At 70.8% G+C, this 19,443-nt stretch carries 15 protein-coding genes and 1 pseudogene; 7 read left to right on the top strand and 9 right to left on the bottom strand.

Going from position 1 to position 19,443, the window contains the following annotated elements; all coding sequences use genetic code 11:
- Positions 1 to 28: 28 nt before the first annotated feature.
- The gene (locus tag ACN20J_RS40770; RefSeq protein WP_419667889.1) at positions 29 to 1,492 is read right to left on the bottom strand and encodes an MFS transporter; all 1,464 of its coding nucleotides are present in this window, start codon (positions 1,490 to 1,492) and stop codon (positions 29 to 31) included.
- Positions 1,493 to 1,888: 396 nt separating this feature from the next.
- Here ACN20J_RS40770 and ACN20J_RS40765 point away from each other — a divergent pair, with 396 nt between their 5' ends.
- Positions 1,889 to 2,467 carry a TetR/AcrR family transcriptional regulator gene (locus ACN20J_RS40765; RefSeq protein WP_189839649.1) on the top strand — a complete coding sequence of 193 codons (579 nt, stop codon included), beginning with the start codon at positions 1,889 to 1,891 and terminating at the stop codon, positions 2,465 to 2,467.
- 20 nt (positions 2,468 to 2,487) lie between these two features.
- Here ACN20J_RS40765 and ACN20J_RS40760 read toward each other — a convergent pair whose 3' ends face one another.
- Entirely contained in the window at positions 2,488 to 3,582 is a 1,095-nt protein-coding gene (locus ACN20J_RS40760; RefSeq protein WP_189839650.1) for a fatty acid desaturase family protein, read from the bottom strand.
- 187 nt (positions 3,583 to 3,769) lie between these two features.
- Positions 3,770 to 3,973 (bottom strand): cold-shock protein, encoded by a 204-nt coding sequence (locus ACN20J_RS40755; protein ID WP_143640829.1) that lies wholly within the window; start codon positions 3,971 to 3,973, stop codon positions 3,770 to 3,772.
- Positions 3,974 to 4,465: 492 nt separating this feature from the next.
- On the opposite strand from ACN20J_RS40755, the gene ACN20J_RS40750 reads away from it, so the two are divergent.
- Entirely contained in the window at positions 4,466 to 4,738 is a 273-nt protein-coding gene (locus ACN20J_RS40750) for a hypothetical protein (protein ID WP_189839651.1), read from the top strand.
- A 150-nt stretch (positions 4,739 to 4,888) separates the two neighbouring features.
- Positions 4,889 to 6,085: a N(5)-(carboxyethyl)ornithine synthase gene (locus ACN20J_RS40745; RefSeq protein WP_419667888.1), complete on the top strand. Its 1,197-nt coding sequence runs from the start codon at positions 4,889 to 4,891 to the stop codon at positions 6,083 to 6,085.
- A gap of 63 nt (positions 6,086 to 6,148) precedes the next feature.
- Here the strand turns inward: ACN20J_RS40745 and ACN20J_RS40740 are convergent, their stop codons facing one another.
- The 3 genes from ACN20J_RS40740 to ACN20J_RS40730 all read right to left on the bottom strand — a co-directional run bounded on the left by ACN20J_RS40740 (position 6,149) and on the right by ACN20J_RS40730 (position 9,668).
- Positions 6,149 to 7,360: an LCP family protein gene (locus ACN20J_RS40740; protein WP_190227293.1), complete on the bottom strand. Its 1,212-nt coding sequence runs from the start codon at positions 7,358 to 7,360 to the stop codon at positions 6,149 to 6,151.
- Between the two features lie 29 nt (positions 7,361 to 7,389).
- Positions 7,390 to 9,396, bottom strand: a complete 2,007-nt coding sequence (locus tag ACN20J_RS40735; RefSeq protein WP_190227641.1) for a glycosyltransferase — start codon at positions 9,394 to 9,396, stop codon at positions 7,390 to 7,392.
- Positions 9,397 to 9,464: 68 nt separating this feature from the next.
- Positions 9,465 to 9,668, bottom strand: a complete 204-nt coding sequence (locus ACN20J_RS40730) for a hypothetical protein (RefSeq protein ID WP_419667887.1) — start codon at positions 9,666 to 9,668, stop codon at positions 9,465 to 9,467.
- Between the two features lie 371 nt (positions 9,669 to 10,039).
- Between ACN20J_RS40730 and ACN20J_RS40725 the strand changes: the two are divergent.
- Both ACN20J_RS40725 and ACN20J_RS40720 read left to right on the top strand, forming a co-directional pair.
- Positions 10,040 to 10,330: pseudogene (locus ACN20J_RS40725) on the top strand (SWIM zinc finger family protein); the annotation flags it as partial.
- A complete protein-coding gene (locus ACN20J_RS40720) occupies positions 10,326 to 10,523 on the top strand; it encodes a hypothetical protein (RefSeq protein ID WP_419667886.1) in 198 nt (65 codons plus the stop codon). The pseudogene ACN20J_RS40725 and the gene ACN20J_RS40720, both read left to right, overlap by 5 nt.
- A gap of 190 nt (positions 10,524 to 10,713) precedes the next feature.
- Here ACN20J_RS40720 and fusA read toward each other — a convergent pair whose 3' ends face one another.
- On the bottom strand, positions 10,714 to 12,852 hold the full coding sequence (gene fusA / locus ACN20J_RS40715; RefSeq protein WP_419667885.1) for an elongation factor G: 2,139 nt from the start codon (positions 12,850 to 12,852) through the stop codon (positions 10,714 to 10,716).
- 693 nt (positions 12,853 to 13,545) lie between these two features.
- Between fusA and ACN20J_RS40710 the strand changes: the two genes are divergently transcribed.
- A complete protein-coding gene (locus tag ACN20J_RS40710; protein ID WP_419669044.1) occupies positions 13,546 to 16,476 on the top strand; it encodes a glycosyl hydrolase 115 family protein in 2,931 nt (976 codons plus the stop codon).
- Between the two features lie 185 nt (positions 16,477 to 16,661).
- Positions 16,662 to 17,948 (top strand): vanadium-dependent haloperoxidase, encoded by a 1,287-nt coding sequence (locus tag ACN20J_RS40705; RefSeq protein WP_419667884.1) that lies wholly within the window; start codon positions 16,662 to 16,664, stop codon positions 17,946 to 17,948.
- Between the two features lie 75 nt (positions 17,949 to 18,023).
- Here ACN20J_RS40705 and ACN20J_RS40700 read toward each other — a convergent pair whose 3' ends face one another.
- Positions 18,024 to 18,857 carry a DUF429 domain-containing protein gene (locus tag ACN20J_RS40700; protein ID WP_419667883.1) on the bottom strand — a complete coding sequence of 278 codons (834 nt, stop codon included), beginning with the start codon at positions 18,855 to 18,857 and terminating at the stop codon, positions 18,024 to 18,026.
- A gap of 78 nt (positions 18,858 to 18,935) precedes the next feature.
- A complete protein-coding gene (locus ACN20J_RS40695; RefSeq protein ID WP_189839660.1) occupies positions 18,936 to 19,358 on the bottom strand; it encodes a PPOX class F420-dependent oxidoreductase in 423 nt (140 codons plus the stop codon).
- Positions 19,359 to 19,443 lie beyond the last annotated feature (85 nt).

Genomic DNA, 19,443 nt, shown 5'->3' with positions numbered 1-19,443 from the left:
GCGGCCGGTGCGGCGGTCCGCGATCACGTCAGCCGCGTACGCCGGGTGTGACGGTCTCCTGGTCCGTACGCGACATCTCGTGGTCGTTGGCGGCGGCAGCCCGGGGCGCGCGGGACATACGGTTCGCGCGCTGGACCGGGACGAGGAGTGCGGCCAGGGCCGCGGCGAGGCAGAGCAGGGCGAGCAGGGTGAATCCGTGGGTGTAGCCGGAGGCGTACGGCAGACCCGAGGGCTGCAGGTGGCCGGTCACCAGGACGCTGGTCACGGCGGCGCCGATGGATCCGCCGATGGTGCGGATGTTGGCGTTCATGCCGGTCGCGGCGCCGGTCTGCTCGGCCGGGACGCTGCCCACGATCAGGTTGGCCATCGAGGCGAAGGCGAGACCGATGCCGAGGCCGAAGACGCCCGACACGAAGGCGATCTGCCACTGCTCGTCGTGCCAGAGGGCGAGGAAGCCGCAGGCGACCGCGCCGAGTGCGGCACCGGTGGTGAGCAGCTTCTTCGCTCCGAGTACCGGCTCAAGACGGCCACTGAGGATGCCCGAGACGAACATCGCGATCAGCATCGGCAGCATGAGCAGTCCGGACGCGGTGACGCTCGCGCCGAATCCGTACCCGGCGGAGGTAGGCGTCTGGACGAAGCCGGGCAGGAAGGACCAGATCGAGTACATGCCGGCGCCGAACAGCAGCGCTGCGGTGTTGGTGGTCCACACGGCGGGCAGCCGCATGACCTTCAGGTCGATCAGCGGGAAGCGGGACCGCGACTCGGTCAGCAGCCACAGCGCGAAGAGCACCACGGCCGCGGCGAACAGTCCGATCACCCGGGCGGAGCCCCAGCCCCACTGGCCCGCCTGGCTGAGCGGCAGCAGCAGCGCCACCAGCCATGCCGACAGCAGGACTGCGCCGAGCCAGTTGACGCGGCCCTCGGCACGGCGGGGCGACTCCGGGACGTACCGGAGGGCGATCAGCGTGGTGACCGCGACGATGCCGACGGGGAGCCAGAAGAGCCAGCGGTAGCCGAGCGCGGACACGACGGGACCGGCCGCGACCATGCCGACACCGCCGCCCGCGGCGATCACGGCGGACAGGTTGCTGATGCTGGGGCTCACCCGGTTCGCGGCGAACTCGTCCCGGATGATGCCGAAGGACAGCGGGAACAGCGCGCCGCCGATGCCCTGGACGACCCGGGCGACGATCAGTACGCCGATGGTCGGGGCGAGCGCGGCGAGCAGACACCCGAGCAGCACGGCCACCAGAACGGCGACGAGGGTGCGCTTCTTGCCGATCAGGTCGCCGACCCGGCCGAGGATCGGCGTGAAGACCGAGGCGGACAGCAGGTACGCCGTCATCACCCAGGTCGCGGTGGACTGGGAGGTGCCCAGTGCGTGCTGGACGGTCGGCAGGGCCGGCGCGATCAGCGACTGGAGCATGGAGAACACGCCCGCACCGGTCGCGAGGACCGCGAAGGTGAGGCGGGTGGACTTGCGGGGCATGAAGAGCCTCTCCGAACTGGTTGCGGCCGAGAGCCTCGGACCGCGGCCGTACGAGCCCTGCGCCTGCCCGGGGGCAGCACAGGGCACGGCGACGGTCGCGGGGTGGCGGTCCCCCCGGATTCGGGCTCGGCCGAGAGCCGGGGGAAGGTCGCGGAAAGTGTCAGGGGACGGGCGATGCGCTCCGGCGCAGGACCTGCACCCGTACGGGCCCGGGGCCCGTCCGTATGCGGGGTGGCCCGGGGGCCCGCCCGAATGTGCGGGTGGCGTCGCGTCGTCGATGCGTGCGGCCGCACGCGTCCACGCCGTACGCACCCCGCACTGCTAAAGTGGAGGTACCCCTCCACTGTAGCGGAGGCACCCCTCCGCTTCAACCTCGTCCCGCCCCGGGAGGCAGCAGTGACCGCCCAGTCGTTCCCCGTCAGCGAGATCGTCGCGTCCCGGCGACCGCACCGGAAGGACGCGGCGCGCAACTACGACGCCCTGCTCACGGCCGCCCGCGAGGCGTTCACGGAGCACGGCGCGGAGGCCTCACTTGAGGACGTCGCCCGTCGCGCGGGCGTCGGCATCGGCACGCTGTACCGGAACTTCCCCACCCGCAGGCACCTCTTCGAGAGCGTCTACGCGGACGAGGTCAACGCCCTGTGCCGGGTCGCCGAGGAGGTCGCCGACCTGGAGCCGTGGGAGGCGCTGACGACCTGGCTCGACCGGTTCGCCGACTACATGGTGACCAAGCGGGCCGTCCGGGAGGCACTCAACGACGAGTCGGAGATCTTCACCGCCTGCCGCGAGTCGATGTACGCGGCCGGCGGCCCGCTGTTCGAACGGGCCCAGCGGGCCGGCGCGGCACGCACGGACATGGACTTCGTCGACCTGCTGCGCATGGTCGCGGGCATCACCGCGACGGCCTTCGACGACGACGCCCAGCGCGACCGGGTCCTGTCCGTCGCACTGGACGGCGTACGCGCGTCCCGCTGACCCGGTTCCTACCGACCCGGTCAGTACTCCAGCTCGGGGCGCAGGCGCAGCGGCCCGGCGACGTCGTGGAGGTGGCGCAGCACCTGGCCGTAGGAGTCGAGCAGGCCGGTCTCGTGGTATGCGATGCCGTGCCGGGCGCAGTACGTGCGCACGAGTTCCTGGGCGTGGCGCAGGCTGGGGCGCGGCATGGACGGGAACAGGTGGTGCTCGATCTGGTAGTTGAGCCCGCCGAGCGCGAAGTCCGTGAACCGGCGCCCCCGGATGTTCCGTGAGGTCAGCACCTGCCGGCGCAGGAAGTCAATTTTGTCGTCCTTGGCGAACATGGGCATGCCCTTGTGGTTCGGGGCGAACGAGCACCCCATGTAGAGCCCGAAGAGCCCTTGGTGCACAAGGAGGAAGACCACGGCCTGGAGCGGGGACAGGACCAAGAACAGGGCGGCGAGATAGCCGCCGACATGCGCCGCCAGCAGGCCGGCCTCGGCGAGCCTTGTCTTGCGCGGGGTCCCGGTGCGGTCGAACAGCGCCTGTACACCGGCCACGTGCAGGGCGAACCCTTCCAGGAGCAGCATCGGGAAGAAGAGCCAGGCCTGGTGACGGGCGAGCCATGCGTACGCCCCGCTGCGGACGCGGGCGTGGTCCTCGGTGAAGGCGATCGCACCCTCGGCGATGTCGGGGTCGCGGCCGACGTGGTTGGGGTGGGAGTGGTGCCGGTTGTGCTTGGCGATCCACCAGCCGTAGCTGAGGCCGATCAGCAGATCGACGTGGAGGCGGCCGAGCAGGGTGTTGACGCGCTTGGAGGACGCGATCTGGTGGTGTCCGGCGTCGTGCCCGATGAACCCGGTCTGGGTGAACATCACCGCGAGGAAGGCGGCGGTCAGCAGCTGCCACCACGAGGGCCCGATCAGGGCGAACGCGGTCCAGCCGGCGGCCAGCAGAAGCAGGTTCGCGCCGACCTTGACGCTGTAGTAGCCACGGCGGCGCTTCAGCAGCCCGCGCTGCTTCACCTCACGGGACAGCGCGGCGTAGTCGCTGCCCCGGGTGCCGGGCGGGGGTTTTGTCGTCTCGGCGTGCTGGGCCGTCGGATCGGTGCCCCGGTTGATGAAATCAGTGCTCACGGCTTTCCTTTCGGGATGCGCGGGCCGGTACCACCGACGCGGGGGCAGGGCGCCGAACGCGGAAAGCCCGTACGGAAGCTGATGGACGCAGAACGATGCGGCCTGGTGCGGGAACGGGTGTGGACGGATACGGGCGGGTGCAGCACAGGACAGGCCCGCTGTGCGGGCCTGTCCTTGCGAGATGTCCTCAGAGGGCGCGTACCTGGTCGGCCTGCATGCCCTTGGGGCCCTGGCTTGCGGTGAACTCCACCCGCTGGTTCTCCGCCAGGGAGCGGAAACCCTCGGTGTCGATCGCCGAGTGGTGCACGAAGATGTCGGCGCCGCCCTCATCGGAGGTGATGAAGCCGAAACCCTTCTCCGCGTTGAACCACTTCACGGTGCCTTGAGCCATGTGTTGTCTCCTTCGAGATGACGAGCCGGTCGGGCGGTCGCGCGCTCGCTCGCGCGATCCCGGGCTGTTGGTCGTCAGCCGTCGAAGAAAACCCCCGAAACGACGAAACGCCCGCTGCCGGAACTCCGCGGGCGCTTCCACGTTCGCAAACTTCAACTACAACCGTTCCCTACAACGTCCGGGATGTCGGCAACGTTCCCGGGCTGTGCGATGCGGCACGTGGCGGGTCCGGAGGGGAGTACGGTTGGCAGCACCGAGCGCACCTCGCATGCCGTCATCCGTTTCGGCGTCGCCCTCGGGGAACGGCACAGGCCGGCGCACCTCGGATCCGGCCGGAAATGGGCCGCACATGCCTTCTGGCTCGTACCGTCTCGCCGCCTTCCGTATCCGTTCCCGCGCAGCGCGGTAGCGAACTTCCTGCCCACCGGGATGCCTCCGTCGCGTCCCGGCATCCCGCGCACGGCTCTGAACCGATCAAGAGGATGCGGACACATGTATTCACAGGACTCGATCTCCGGCCACCGCCGCGGCCGTCCCGAGCCGACCGCCGAGATGCTCGCCGGGCTGGCCTGTCTGATCTGCGGTACCGACTACCGCAACGCGCCCGATCCGGAGGCGGTGGTGGTCTCCCACCGCGACGACAAGCAGCTGCTCGCCTGCCACGGGACGTGCGCGCGCATGGCGTGCGGGTCGGTGAACGGTCTCAACGAGACACCGCTCCCGCTGACCGAGCGCGTCCGCGCGCACCGGCCCGCCGCCTCCTGACCGACCGGAGACCGGACGGCCGCACGCGGCACGCAGCACGCAGCACGCAGCACGCAGCACGCAGCACGCAGCACGACGAGAAGCACGAGCACCACGAGAACGACCTGGCGCGAACGCCATGACACGAACGAAATGATGATGAGGAAGCGCATGAGCCTGCTGAGTCTCGGAGTACTCGCCTCCTCCCACAAGGAAAACGAGTTCCGCCTCCCCCTGCACCCGGCCCACCTCGGCCGGATCGCACCCGACGTACGCGAGAAGATCTTCCTCGAACAGGGCTACGGCGAACGGTTCGGCGTCGCGGACGATGCGCTGCGGTCGCAGGTGGCGGGCCTGCGCTCCCGCGAGGAGCTCCTCGACGAGTGCGACGTCCTGCTGCTGCCCAAGCCCATGCACGACGACGTGGCCGCGCTGCGTCAGGGCCAGGTGCTGTGGGGATGGCCGCACTGCGTACAGGACGAGAAGATGACCCAGCTCGGCATCGACCGCCAGCTGACCCTCATCGCCTGGGAGGCCATGAACCACTGGACGTCCACGGGCGCCTTCAGTGTCCATGTCTTCCACAAGAACAACGAGCTCGCGGGCTACTGCTCGGTGCTGCACGCCCTGCAGCTCGGCGGGCTGACCGGCAGCTACGGACGCCGTATGCGCGCGGTGGTCCTCAGCTTCGGCGCCACGGCACGCGGAGCGGTCACGGGTCTGGGCGCCATGGGCGTCTCCGACGTCACGGTGCTCACCCAGCGCGCCGCGGCGGCGGTGGCCTCGCCGATGCCGTCCGTCGTGATGGGCCACTTCGAGGAGCGGCCGGACGATCCCTCGCGTCTGCAGGCGCTCACCGGGCTCGGCCCCGTACCGCTCGCGGAGTACCTGGCCGGCTTCGACATCATCGTCAACTGCATCCGGCAGGACACCGACGCACCGCTGACGTTCGTCACCGACAAGGAGCTCGCCCTCTTCAAGCCGGGGACCTTCTTCATCGACGTCGCCTGCGACGAGGGCATGGGCTTCACCTGGGCCCGCCCGACCACCTTCGGCGATCCGATGCCCACGGTCGGCCCCGGCTGCCACTACTACGGGGTGGACCACAGCCCGTCCCACCTGTGGAACTCGGCCACGTGGGAGATCAGTGAGGCGCTCCTCCCCTATCTGCGCAAGGTGATGAGCGGCCCCGCGGAATGGGACGCGGACGCCACGATCAGCAAGGCCATCGAGATCCGCGACGGCGTCGTGATGAATCCGAAGATCCTCTCGTTCCAGCACCGGGCGGCCAACTTCCCGCACACCCGCGAGACGCGGGACCCGGACCTCACCCCGGCGGCGCTGCACTCCTCCGCGCAGCCGGTCTGACCCACCGAGGTCAGCCGTTCCGAGGCGTCCCGGCCGGGCAGACCCACTTCCCGGGCGGGAGCGTCACTTCCCCGACGGGAGCGTCACCGGCCGGTCGTCCCGCAGTTCCGCGAAGAGCTGCTGCGCCCGGCGGTCGTCCCACTTCACGGCGCTGCCCTTGGAGGTGGCGAAACCGGGGTCGGAGACGGGCACGTTGATCTGCCTGCCGTTGCCCGCCGAGACGCTCTGCATCGCCTGGAACAGCGACATGAGGTCCCGCAGGCCCGTGTCCTTGTCGACCACGAGCGTGTCGAGGCCCGCGCCGAGTGTCGGGAAGGACCTGGTCGGGTTGAGGAGCGTGCCCGGGGTGACCGCCTTCTTGGCGAGCGCGGTCAGGAACTTCTGCTGGTTGCGGGTACGGCCCAGGTCGCCCTCGGCCTCCTGCTTGCGCTGCCGGACGAACGCCAGCGCCTCGGCGCCGTCGAGGGTCTGGCAGCCCTTGGGCAGGTCCGCCCCGGACTTCTCGTCCTTGACGGCCCGCTCCAGGCACATGTCCACACCGCCGACCGAGTCCACCACCCCGACGAAACCCGCGAAGCCGATCTCCGCGTAGTGGTCGATGTGCAGCCCGGTGTTGCGTTCCACGGCCCGTACGAGCAGGTCGGGGCCGCCCAGCGAGAACGCGGCGTTCAGTTTGTTCGGCTCGGCGGAGAAGCTCTTGCCGGTGTCGGGGCGTACGTACGGCGGGACCGTCACCCACGAGTCGCGCGGCAGGCTCATCATCGTGGTGCCGTTCGCGCCGGTGTGCAGCAGGATCATCGAGTCGGTGCGGCGGCCCTCGGCGGAGCCGGTGCGCAGACTCTTCCTGGCCTGCTCGGAGAGACCGGCGCGGCTGTCGGAGCCCACGATCAGGTAGTTGGTGCCCTTTCCCCCCGCCGGGCGGTCCGGCAGCGCGCCGAGGTCGACCTCCTGGTCGAGCTTGGTGTCGGCCCACACGTACGTACCGGCGGCCGAGGCGACCAGCGCGACGACCAGGAGGACCGCGAGGCGTGTGACCTTGCGGCGCCGGCTGGGGGGCGGCTTGGGGGACCTGCCGCTTCCCGCTTCCCCCGGTGGCCGGCGGCCGTGGCCGGTGCGGCCCGGGGTGGCGGGTGAGGGCATGCCCGGCAGTGGTGCCGTACGTGTCGAGGGCGGGGACGCGTTCCCGCGTGCCACCCGGCCCGTCACTCCGCTGGGCGGCTGAGCCGCACCACCGCTCCGGTCGTAGCCCACCGGCAGGTCGGTCCCTTCGCTCATCGGCCTGTCCAGTCCCTCATCACATGGGGTCATCTCGTCGGCACGCTCTTATACGGCGAGGGACCCTCGATCTGTTCAGCGGCCGTGCCCGAACGCTTCATGCGCTGCCACTTCAGCCGGCTGCCGAGGAGCAGGGCGACCACGGACTGGATGACGACCAGGTACATGAGCTGCCGGTAGACGACCAGTTGGAACGGCATCCACCACAAGGTGCGTACGCGCTCCCCGTCGAGCTTCAACGCGTAACCGGCGCAGAGCAGTTGGATGGCCATGAAGCCGAACCACACTCCGGCCGAACTCAGTGGGTCGAGGAACAGCACGCCGTACAGGGCGAACACGTCGATGACCGGCCCGAGCAACGGGAGGGCGACCTGGTTGAGCGCGAGGTAGGTGAGTCCGCGGCGGCCGAAGCGTCCGGCGACGCCCATCTCCAGGACGGCACCGCGGTGTTTCCACATCGACTGGATGGTGCCGAAGCACCAGCGGTAGCGCTGCCGCCACAACTGCCGCAGCGAGGTGGGCACTTCGGTCCAGGCGATGGCGGACTCCTCGTAGAGCACGCGCCAGCCCGCCCGCCACAGGGCCATCGTGAGGTCGGTGTCCTCGGCGAGGGTGTCGTCGCTGACCCCGCCCACGCCCAGGATCGCGTCCCGGCGGAACGCCCCGATGGCGCCGGGGACGGTGGTCATGCACTCCAGCACCTCGAACATCCGGCGGTCGAGGTTGAAGCCGAAGCAGTACTCCAGGTGCTGCCACTTGGCGAGCAGGCCCCGCCGGTTGCCGACCTTGGTGTTGCCGCTGACCGCGCCCACAGCCGGGTGCGCGAGCGGCTGGACGAGGTGGTGGATGGCGTCCGGTTCGAAGACGGTGTCGGCGTCGACCATGATCACGATGTCGTGACTCGTGTGCGCCAGACCGGTGTTGAGGGCTGCGGCCTTGCCGGCGTTGGGCTGGCGGACCACCAGGACGCGCGGGTCGCCGACGCCTTCGGCGAGCTCCGCCGTGCGGTCCGTCGAGCCGTCGTCGATCACGATGATCTGCAGCTGCGGGTAGTCGGACGCGAGCAGGGAGCGGACGGTGGACTCGATCCCTGCCTCTTCGTTGTAGGCGGGCACGAGCACGGACACCGGTTCGGTGACCTCCCGCAGCCAGGGCGCGCCGGGCCGGGAGCGTTCGAGCCGGCGGACATGCGCCCGGGCGAAGAAGACGAGCGCCGCCATCCGCAGCACCCCCAGAGCCCCCGCGATGCCGAGCGTCCAGGTCATCGCGTTCGAGAACGCGCGCCCGAGGGTGGTGGCCCAGACGAGGGCGGTGCCGCGCCATCGTTCGACGGCCGAGACCGGCTCGTACGGGGTCAGCCTCAGGCCGGCCGAGACGGTGGTGAAGCGGTCGACGCCCGGGTTCTTGAGGAGCTTCTCCGTCTCCCGGTAGGCGGTCTCCGTCTGGCTGAACTGCCGGACCAGGCCCTGAGCCGGTTTCCGGGACCCCTTGTCGGCGGCGACCAGGACGTACCCCTGGGCGGCGGCCCGCCGCGCGGCGGTCCACTCGCGGCCACAGAGCGTGTCGGGCGAGGTGGTCCGCGGCATCCGCAGCAGATTGGTGCGGATGCCGGTGGTGCCCGCCAACGCGGCCTGGGTCAGGTCCAGTTCGGCGGAGAAGCGGACGGACGACGCCTCACCGAGGGCGCCCCCGGTGTAGGTGTTGGAACCGATCTCGTGCCCCTCGGCGCGGATGCGCCGCACCAGGTCCGGATGGCGGGCCGCCTGCGAGCCGAAGAGGAAGAAGGTGGCGCGCGCCCGGTTCTGTCGCAGCAGGTCGAGCAGGCGCGGGGTCCACACGGGGTCGGGGCCGCCGTCGAAGGTGAGCGCGACGGTACGGGCGGGCATCGAGGCGGTCTGTATCCCGTTGCCGTTGATCCCCACCACGGGACCACCGCCGGCCACGGCGTCGGGTGCGGGTGAGGTGCAGGCGGACCGCGTCGTCGCGGCGTCCACCTCGTGGGTGGTCCAGCCCTCGAAGAGCAGGGCCGCGAACATCGCGGGCAGGACGAGAATCAGTAACAGCCAGTGTGCGCGCGGGTCGCGGGACTGCTTGTGCCGAGCCTTCACGGGCCGTCGTCCCCCCTCTCGGCGGCTATGAAGTACGGCTCGTGCGTGGCGTGTTCGGCGGGTTCCCCGGGCAGGTCGAGACGCGTCCGGCCGCCTCGGGGATCCGTGTGCCGGGTCGTTCTTCTCCAGCCGTGGACGTCGGCGCGCGATGCGCGAGGGGATGTCGTCTTCCACTGCCGGATGAGGCTGGCGCTACGCATGGGGCGCGAGTCTAGTCACAGCTTTGCGACTGCACGGCCGCAACAGCGAGCCTCACAGAAAAGCGACGAATCCTGTCACGACCGTGAGTGCGCGACATCCGACCCTCGTCGATGGACAAGCGGGGCAAGCGTTCATGGACGAGCGGGCAAGCGTTCCCGGGAGGCGCCGAGGCGTCGGACTGCCTCTTCTAGGGTGTGCCGCACGAGTCGAGCGGACGTGGGAGGGGCAGCCGGGTGAGATGTGGCCGGTCGGCAGCGGCGGGACCGCCGTCCGCTCCCCGGCCCGTGGCGGAGGCCACGAACCGGTGCTCCGCGGTGGCGCGACCGCCCTTGTCGGTGGCCGGTCCTGGCGTGGCCGCGTGACATCACTCATACATTCGTACACCTACTTACAGCCCTCGGCCGTGAGCGAGTCCGCGGCCGGACGCACCCTCGCGCTGGAGACCTCGGGCGGCGCGACCCCGGCCGGCGAGGTCGCCAACCCGCGGTTCTTCCACGGGTTCCTGACCGCGCCGGCCGCCGCCGCGGCGGCGTTGCTGACGGTCGCCGATGTGGCGGCCACCCGCTACTACCAGCCGGCGGCGTCCGCCTCGCTGGACCCGGTGGTGACGGCCGACGGAGACCGCCTGCGGATGGAGTCCTTCTCGGGCTGCTGCGGTGTGTAGAGCCGCCCCGCCCGGCCTGCTGGGCGAGACCCCGGTCCGGGGCGCGGCGGCCATGCTCGCCCTCGCCGTCGAGTGCGCTTCGCGCTGCGGGGCCAAGGGAGAGATCCCCGAGGTCACGGCGGTGGCCGACCGCAAGGGATCGAGCCTGACGGTGAAGAACGCCAGGTTGCTGCGCGAGGCGTTGCGCTGAGGGGACGCCGGTACGCCCAGTGCCCCCGACGGGTCCGGCGGGTCCGGCGGGTCCGGCGGGTCCGGCGGAGTGACGGTCCCGCCCCCGTACGGGCAGGACCGTCACTGCGGGCGGGACCGGACCTCAGCTCCGGCTATCGGGCCTGTGTCCCGCCGGACGCCAGGCTCGATGCCGATGCCGAAGCCGATGCCTAGGCCGGAGCCGCTGCCGACGCCGAGGCCGGAGCCGGGGCGTAGCCCGTGGGCCGGGTGGTGAAGACTCCCCGGCCCTGCGTCCGGCTGCGCAGCCGGGTCGCGTAGCCGAACAGCTCAGCCAGGGGCACGGTGGCGGTGATGACCGCCGTGCCCGCTCCCGTGCCAACTCCCGCTCCCCCGCGCGTGGTTGAGTCGGTGACCCGTCCGCGCCGTGCGGCCAGGTCGCCGAGCACTCCGCCGACGGAGTCCTCGGGCACGGTGACGGTGACCTCGACCACCGGTTCCAGGAGGACCATCGCGCAGGCGCGCAACGCCTCCCGGAGCGCCTGCCGTCCGGCCGTCCGGAACGCCATCTCCGAAGAGTCCTTCGAATGGGTCGCGCCATCGCTCAGGACCACCCGCAGCCCGGTCACCGGATGACCGCCGAGCGGCCCTTCACCCAGCGCGTCCCGGCAACCGGCCTCCACCGCCCGCACGTACTCCTGCGGTACGCGTCCGCCGACGACGACCGACCGGAACTCGAAGCCCGTCGCACTGTCACCGGCCGCGTCCGAGGCGTCCGGCAGCGGTTCCACGTCGAGGACGACATGCGCGAACTGCCCCGCGCCACCGTCCTGTTTGACGTGCCGGTGGACGTGTCCGGTGACGCCACGTACGACCGTCTCCCGGTACGCCACCCTGGGCCGGCCGACCCGGACGTCCAGTCCGTGAGCGCGCCGGATCTTCTCCACCGCCACCTCCAGATGCAGTTCGCCCATGCCGGACAGCAGTGTCTGCCCGGTTTCGGGGTCGGTCCGGACGACCAGCGAGGGGTCCTCCTCGACCAGCCGTGTCAACGCCGACACCAGGCGGTCCGTGTCCGTGCGGGCACAGGCCTCGACCGCCACGGAGACGACCGGTTCGGCGGTGGTCGGCGGTTCGAGGACCAGCGGAGCCCCGGGCGCGCACACGGTCGCACCGGCGCGGGCGGTCTTCAGGCCGACGACCGCGACGATGTCCCCGGCCACCGCCAGGTCCAACTGGGCATGCCGGTCGGCCTGGACGCGCAGGATCCGCCCGATCCGCTCGGTGCGTGGCGCGCCGGAGTCCCATACGGTCACGGCCTCTCCCTTCCGGATCGTTCCTGAGTACACACGCAGATAGGTCAGCCGCCCGGTGGCGGTGGCGTTCACCTTGAACGCCAGTGCCGCGAACGGCGCCGCGGGGTCGGCGGCCCGCTGCTCCTCCCCGCCGTCCCGGTCACGGACTCGGACACCGCGCACGGCGGGTACGTCCAACGGCGAGGGCAGGTAGGCCACCACGGCGTCCAGCAGCGGCTCGATGCCCCGGTTGCGGTAGGCCGAGCCGCACAGCACGACCACGCCGTCACCGGTACGGGTCAGGTCGCGCAGGGCGCCTTCGAGGGTCCGCGCGGAGACGGCGGACTCCGCGCAGAACTCCTCCAGCGCGCCGGGATGGAGTTCGGCAACGGCCTCTTCCAGCACCCGACGCCGCCGCCGGGCCTCGTCCACCAGCGCATCGGGTACGGGCATCTCCTCGACCGAGTCACGGCCGTCGGCCCAGACCAGCGCCCGCATACGCAGCAGATCGACGACCCCGCAGAACCCGTCCTCGGCGCCGATCGGCAACTGCACGACCAGCGGGGCCGGGTGCAGCCGCTGCCGGATCGACTCGACCGCCGCGTCGAGGTCGGCGCCGGCCCGGTCCAGCTTGTTGACGAAGGCGATGCGAGGGACCCCGTACCGGTCGGCCTGGCGCCACACGGACTCGCTCTGCGGCTCGACCCCCGCGACGGCGTCGAACACCGCGATCGCGCCGTCGAGCACCCGAAGCGAACGCGCGACCTCGTCGGAGAAGTCGACGTGTCCCGGAGTGTCGATGAGGTTGATCCGATGCCCGTCCCAGCCACAACTCACGGCCGCGGCGAAGATGGTGATCCCGCGGTCCCGCTCCTGCGAGTCGAAGTCCGTGACGGTCGTGCCGTCATGGACCTCGCCCCGCTTGTGCGTTGTCCCGGTGACATACAGGATCCGCTCGGTGACGGTGGTCTTCCCGGCGTCCACGTGGGCGAGGATGCCCAGATTGCGGACGGCGGCGAGTGGGTTGACGGGATTTCGGTGGGGTTCGGTACGCACGGCCCGTGGCCTTTCGGGATGTTCCAGAAGGGGTCGGCGCAATTCCCGGACGAACGGGCCATGACCTACGCGTCATGTCCCATGGGCACGCCCGAACCCGCGACCTCGATCGCAACCGCGAGCGGATGCGCATGCGAGGCGGGGTGAAGTGGGGCGAGGGGCGAGCGGAGTTCAGGCGTTCGTCAGGGCAATCCGGTCCCGGCCGCGCAGCCGACACCGGACACCCGAAGACACGAGGATCACCTCGTACCGCGACGGGGGAACAACAACAGCGGTGCGGTAACGCATGGCTGGGCTCCCCTCGATGGTCACGGGGCGCGCCGCGGAGGTGTGCGGTGCGCGTTGTGGGGCGAGTTTAGGGAACGGGGCGGGGTCGGGGCATCGGGTTTTTCTGCTCCGCGTCCTTCCGCAAGCCCCCGCACGGGATGCCGGTCCAGGATCTGGACGCCTCCACCGGGCTGACCTAGGGTGCCACAGCAAGCGCTTTCTGACATGGTCATGCCTGACGCGGAAAGGTAGCGCCTCGTGCCGCACAACGAACCGCTGCACAACGAACCGCCACGCAATGAACCGCTGCACAACGAACCGCTGCACCATGAACTGCCGCTGGATGATCTGCCGTACACCGAACCGCCGTACACCGAGTCACGGAACCCGTCGCCCGCGTGGAGCCGCAAGTCGTTCCTGCGGGGCATGGCGGCCGTCGGGGTGGCCCCGCTGCTCCCCGGGGTGCTGTCCTCGCCCGCCCGGGCCGCGTCCGCCTCGTCGGACCGCTCCGGCTTCGCGCTGGTGCGGGACGGCGCGGCCGTCGACCTGTTCGTCGACCCGGCGGATGATCCCGCCGTGGTCCGCGCGACCGGAGACTTGCAGGCGGACGTGGAGCGGGTCGGCGGAGTGCGGCCGCGACTGCTGCACACGCTGCCGGAGAAGGCCGCACTGCTGGTCCTGGTGGGCACCATCGGCGCGAGCCCGGTGATCGACCGGCTCGTGGCGGACCGGCGGCTGGACGTCTCCCGGGTGAAGGGCCGCTGGGAGGCGTCGGTGACGCAGGTCGTCGACCGCCCGCTGCCCGGAGTGGAGCGCGCCCTCGTGATCGCCGGAAGCGACCGGCGCGGAACCGTCTACGGGATCTACGACACCTCGGAGCGCATCGGGGTCTCGCCATGGCACTGGTGGGCCGACGTCCCGGTCGAGCACCGCGACACCGTGACGGTCCCGTCGGGTCCGCTCAAGCGGTACGAGCCGTCGGTCCGTTACCGGGGCATCTTCATCAACGACGAGCAGAACCTCACCACTTGGTCCCGTCGAACCCAAGAGCCGGACAAGAACATCGGCCCCGAGACCTACCGGCACGTCTTCGAGCTGCTGCTCCGCCTGAAGGCCAACTACCTCTGGCCTGCCATGCATCCGTACTCCGACTTCTTCAACAAGCACCGGGAGAATCCCGAACTGGCCGACCACTACGGCATCATCGTCGGCTCCAGCCATCCAGAGGCCATGCTGCGCAACGGCGTTCACGAGTGGGACCCCTGGGCCAAGGAACACCCGTCCGCCGACGGCAGCCTGCCGGTGTACGACTACACGGTGAACCCCGCCGTCATCTCCGACTACTGGCGAGCGCGGGCGCGGCAGAACGCCGGCTACGAGAGCAGCTGGACGCTGGGGATGCGCGGCCTGCACGACACCCCGCTGGAGACGCGGTACGCCACCACGATTCCCGAGAAGGTCGTGGTGATGAACGACATCATCGCGGACCAGCGCCGACTCCTGGCCGAGGAGGTGGGCGCAGCCGCCGAACCGCAGATCTTCATCCCGTACAAGGAGGTCCTGGAGCTCTACAACGCGGGCGTCCGGGTGCCCGACGACGTCACGCTGATCTGGCCGGACGACAACCACGGCAATATGCGCCAGCTGCCCGACGAGGCGGAGCGGCGGCGCCCGGGCGGCAACGGCATCTACTACCACCTCTCCTACTGGGGCCGCCCCAAGAGCTATCTATGGCTGGACACCACCCAACTCGCCAAGGTCTGGCAGGAGTTGAGACGGGTGTACGAGCACGGCGCCGACCGTATGTGGATCTTCAACGTGGGAGACATCAAGTCGATCGAGACAGGGCTGTCCTTTTCCATGGACATGGCCTGGGACGTGGACCGCCTGGGCGCCGACGACGTGGAGGACTTCCTCGTCGAGTGGGCAGGCCGGCAGTTCGGGCGGCGCCACGGCCGGGAGATCGCCTCGATCCGCACCGAGTACTACCGGCTCGCGGCGGAGCTGCGTCCGGAGTTCATCGCCCGCGGCCTGCTGTCCCTGGTCCACCACGGTGACGAGGCGGGCCGCCGGATGGCCGCGTACGACCGGCTCCTGGAGCGGACCCGGGCACTCGGCGCCAAGCTGCCCGACGCCTACCGGGACGCCTTCTACGAGCTGGTCGAATACCCGGTCCACGGCGCGTACTTGATGAACCTGAAGTTCTACTGGGCGGAACGCAACGCGCTCGCGATCCGCCAGGGCCGCGGGGCCGGGGTGAACCGCTTCGCGGACCTGTCCGACGCCACCCACGCCGCGGAACAGGCCATCACCAGGCGCTACAACACCGAGGTGGCCGGCGGGAAATGGAACGGGATCGTCAACCCGTACCCCTCGCAGATCCCCCAGGCGCCGGGCCGCCCGAGTGTCACCCGGATCGCCCGGCAGGAGGCATCGGGGCTGGGGGTGGCGGCCGAGGGCAACGAGACCGGGACCGGGCGTCCCCTGTCCTTCTCCTCGTACACCCGGGACCGACGCTTCGTCGACGTCTTCAACACCGGTTTCCTGGCGCTGGATTGGACTGCTGAGGCGACCCACCCCTGGGTCAGGTTGAGCACCTCGGGCGGCACGATGACCGAGCAGACGCGGGTGTGGGTGGAGATCGACTGGGAGCGGGTTCCCGAGGGCACGCACGACGCGAAGGTGACCTTCACCGGCAGAGAGCAGAGCTTCGACGTACCCCTGCGGGTGCTGAACGGCGGTGAACGGGCGCGCAGTCGGTCCCGCGGCTTCGTCGAGTCGCACGGGTACGTCTCGATCGACGCCGCGCACTTCGATCGCCGGGTGGCACGCGGCGGAGCCCGCTGGCGGATGGTACGCGGACTCGGCCGCCGCACGGCCGCCCTGGAGTCGGTGCCGTCGACGGCGGCCCCGATCACGGAGGAACTCGCCAGCCGGGCACCGGAGTTGCGCTACCGGGTGCGCTTCACCTCGACCGGGACCTTCCGGGTCACCGTCTTCCGCCTGCCCTCTCTCGACGAGCGCGGCCATCGCCGGGTCGCCGTCGCCCTCGACGACCAGCCGGTCACCGTCCTGTCGGGACAGTCCGTCGCCACCGGCAACCGCGGCGACGCCTGGGCCCGCAACGTCGAGGACGGCATCGAGAAACTGACCACCACCGTGACCGTCACCGAACCCGGCGAGCACGTCCTGAGGCTCTTCATGGTCGACCCCGCGATCGCCGTGGACCAACTCGTCATCGACACCGGCGGCCTGCCCACCAGCTACCTCGCACCACCGGAGAGCTACCACCACTTTTTCAATCCCGATCCCGCTTCAGGACCGGTCCTGGAGGTGCCGGACGCGCTGGACCAGTAAATACCGCCCGTCCGCAACGGACAGGTCCCCGACGGTCTCCTCGACCGTCGGGGACCTGTCCGTTCACCGGTCGGTAGGGAACCTTGACGCGGGTCGGCGACGCGAGGAGATTGGCGTGACCGAGCCGATGGCGTCGCGGCAGATCCACCTCAAGGCCCCGCCGACCGGCTCCGGTTGGGGGCATCATGGCTGCCAGAACGTTCTTTCGATTGGCCGTCGGATTCGCCACGTCGATGGCGGTCGCGACTTCGACCGCGCTGGTGGGCACCGCGCAGGCGGCTCCACGCCCGGCCGCCGCGGATCCGGCGGTGATCACGGAGTGGAACGCCGTCGCGGTGCGGACGATCTTCGCCGAGGCTCAGCAGGCGCCGCCCGTGGGGCAGTTGTACCTGGGCTTCGTCTCGATCGCCGTGCACGACGCGGTGTCGGCCGTCGACGGCACATACGCACCGCACGCGAAGCAGCCGCGCGCCCACCGCCACGCATCCCCGCAGGCCGCCGCGGCGACAGCCGCGTACGAGGTCCTCAGCCACTACTTCCCGGCGTCCGCGCAGGCGCTCGGCTCCGACTACGCCGCGTCGCTCGCGAAGATCCCCGAAGGTGTCGGCAGGACACACGGCATCCGGGCGGGGAAGGCGGCCGCCGCCACCCTCGTGCGGCTGCGTACGGGCGACGGCCGCAACGCCGACGTCACGCTGAACGTGACTCCCGCGCCCGGGGTGTGGCGTCCGACGCCGCCCGCGTTCGCGCCGATGGCCGTGCCCTGGCTCGGGTTCGTACGGCCGCTGCTGCTCAGGTCGCCGACCCAGATCCGGCTCCCCGGCCCCGACGCGCTGAACAGCAAGGCGTACGCACGGGACGTCGCCGAGGTCAAGGCGATGGGCGCGGCTTCCGGCAGTGCGCGCACGCCCGCGCAGACCGAGACCGCCCTGTTCTGGAACGACAACGTGCCCCGCCAGTACCAGGCCGCGTTCCGCGACCTGGCCACGCGTCGCCATCTCGATCTGGACGACAGTGCGCGGATGTTCGCCCTCCTCAACGCGACCGCCGCGGACGCGGCCATCGCCTGCTGGCGCGGCAAGTACGACCACGCGTACTGGCGGCCCATCACGGCGATCCGGCTCGCAGGCACCGACGGCAACCCGGCCACCACGCCCGACCCGGCGTGGAGCCCGCTCGTCGCGACCCCGCCCTATCCGGAGTACCCGAGCGGACACGCCTGCCTCACCGGCCCCACCACGGCCGGCCTCAGCCACCTGTTCGGGGCGCGGCACATCGACCTGACGGTGGACTCGGCCGTCACCGGCACGACCCGGCACTACACCACCGCGAAGGCGCTGAACCGGGAGACGATGAGCGCCCGGATCTGGCTGGGCTTCCACTTCCGCAAGGCTATGACCGACGGAAACCAACTGGGCCGCGCGGTGACCGATTGGGCGGCGGGGCGCTACTTCCAGCCCGTCGGCCGGTGACCACCCGTCGGCCAGTGACCAGACGCGGACCTCGTCGTCGCCCCGCGCGGGCTGGCAACCCACGCTTCTCGCGGGTCAGTTCGTCGCGTCGCCCCGCCGCTGTTCCGGGCGGGCGGGCGCGATGATCGTGGGGGCGTGGCCGGGCGGGGCGGGGCTGTCCGTTCCGAGTACTTGGCAGCGTGTCAGGCCGTGTCGCGACCACAGTGCGGCCGTCCAGGCGCAGAGGAGTGCGTCGATGAGGTCTTCGCGGTGCTTGTAGAGGGCGTCCCGCTCCGGTGAGGGCTCGGTCATGAGTTGGTGGGAGACCGGGTGGGAGGCGAGGAGCAGCGGCGGATCGGCCTTTGACAGGGCCGCGAGACGCGCGATCAGGTCGTCGCACGTGTCGGCCCGCGTCGCACGCCAGCCCTGCGGCGGCCTCCGTCCCTGCCGCTTGTACCTGGGGCGTTCCTGGTCGTAACCCAGCTCCGCGGCGCCGACCAGGGTCGTGTACGGATAGCACTCGGACATGACCAGCCCGTCGGTCGGGGGCCCGCCCCTGCCGTCGTCGTAGACCCAGCCGCACTCCTCCAGACCTGTCCGCAGCAGGACGCCGGCCTGGCGGGGAGAGCCCTGGTTGGTGCTGTTCGCGCTCACCTTCCAACGCCCGTACCGTCGGCCGACGTCACGCTCGCACGGCCGCTGGCCGGCCGGATTGTCGACGACCAGCGGCGCGTCGACGAAGACCAGCGTCGATCCGTCGACGGCCGTCCTGGCAAGCCACTCCGTCGTCTCCTCGACCCCACGCGTCCAGCCGCAGTCGATCACCGCGCCGCGAGCGTCGATGGCGGCCACGCCGGTCTCGTTGGGCTTGGCCCGCGCTCCGCCGTGCGCCCAGGCGAGGTCGATGCCGATGAACCGCTCTATCCCCATGGGTCGGTGGTACCAGACATCGGACCCCGTCGTGCAGGGCGGCACCCCCTGGCTGTCGCGAAGGGCGGCAGCCTCTGGCTAGCCCATCGCCTGGTTGCTGTCCCGGTGGCTGCCCCAGCCGTGCCAGCGGTCGATCTCGATCCACGCGCTGACCCGGCGGCGTTTCCGGCTCGTGTAGGCGTGGCCCAGGTACTGCGTGGACAGCCGGTCGATGTCGGCCAGGCCCTCGTCGTCACGCAGCTCGGCGACACGGCCGATGAGGGTCACATGGGTGTACCAGCCCGCCTCGTCCAGCACCGTCAGGGTGACCCGCGGGTCGTTGCGGATGTGGTCGAGCCTCTTGCGGCCCTCGTCCATGTTGACCAGCACCCGCCCGTCGTCCCACAGATACCAGGTGGCCGCGGACACCGGCTGTCCGTCGGACCGGAGGGTGGCGATGACGGCGGGGTTGGGCTTCTTCAGCATGGCGACCACGGCCTCGGGAAGCGGCGGCTTCGACACGGACTCTCCTTTGCGTCATGTGCGTCATGGCTTCGCGTTCTGCACGGTCCCGCCCCGTGCGTCTGGCGTCCGGAGCACGCACCTC

The organism is Streptomyces sp. 2-1 (assembly GCF_048564895.1).
Classification (GTDB): domain Bacteria; phylum Actinomycetota; class Actinomycetes; order Streptomycetales; family Streptomycetaceae; genus Streptomyces; species Streptomyces phaeochromogenes.
This window is presented reverse-complemented; position numbering and strand designations above follow the sequence as displayed.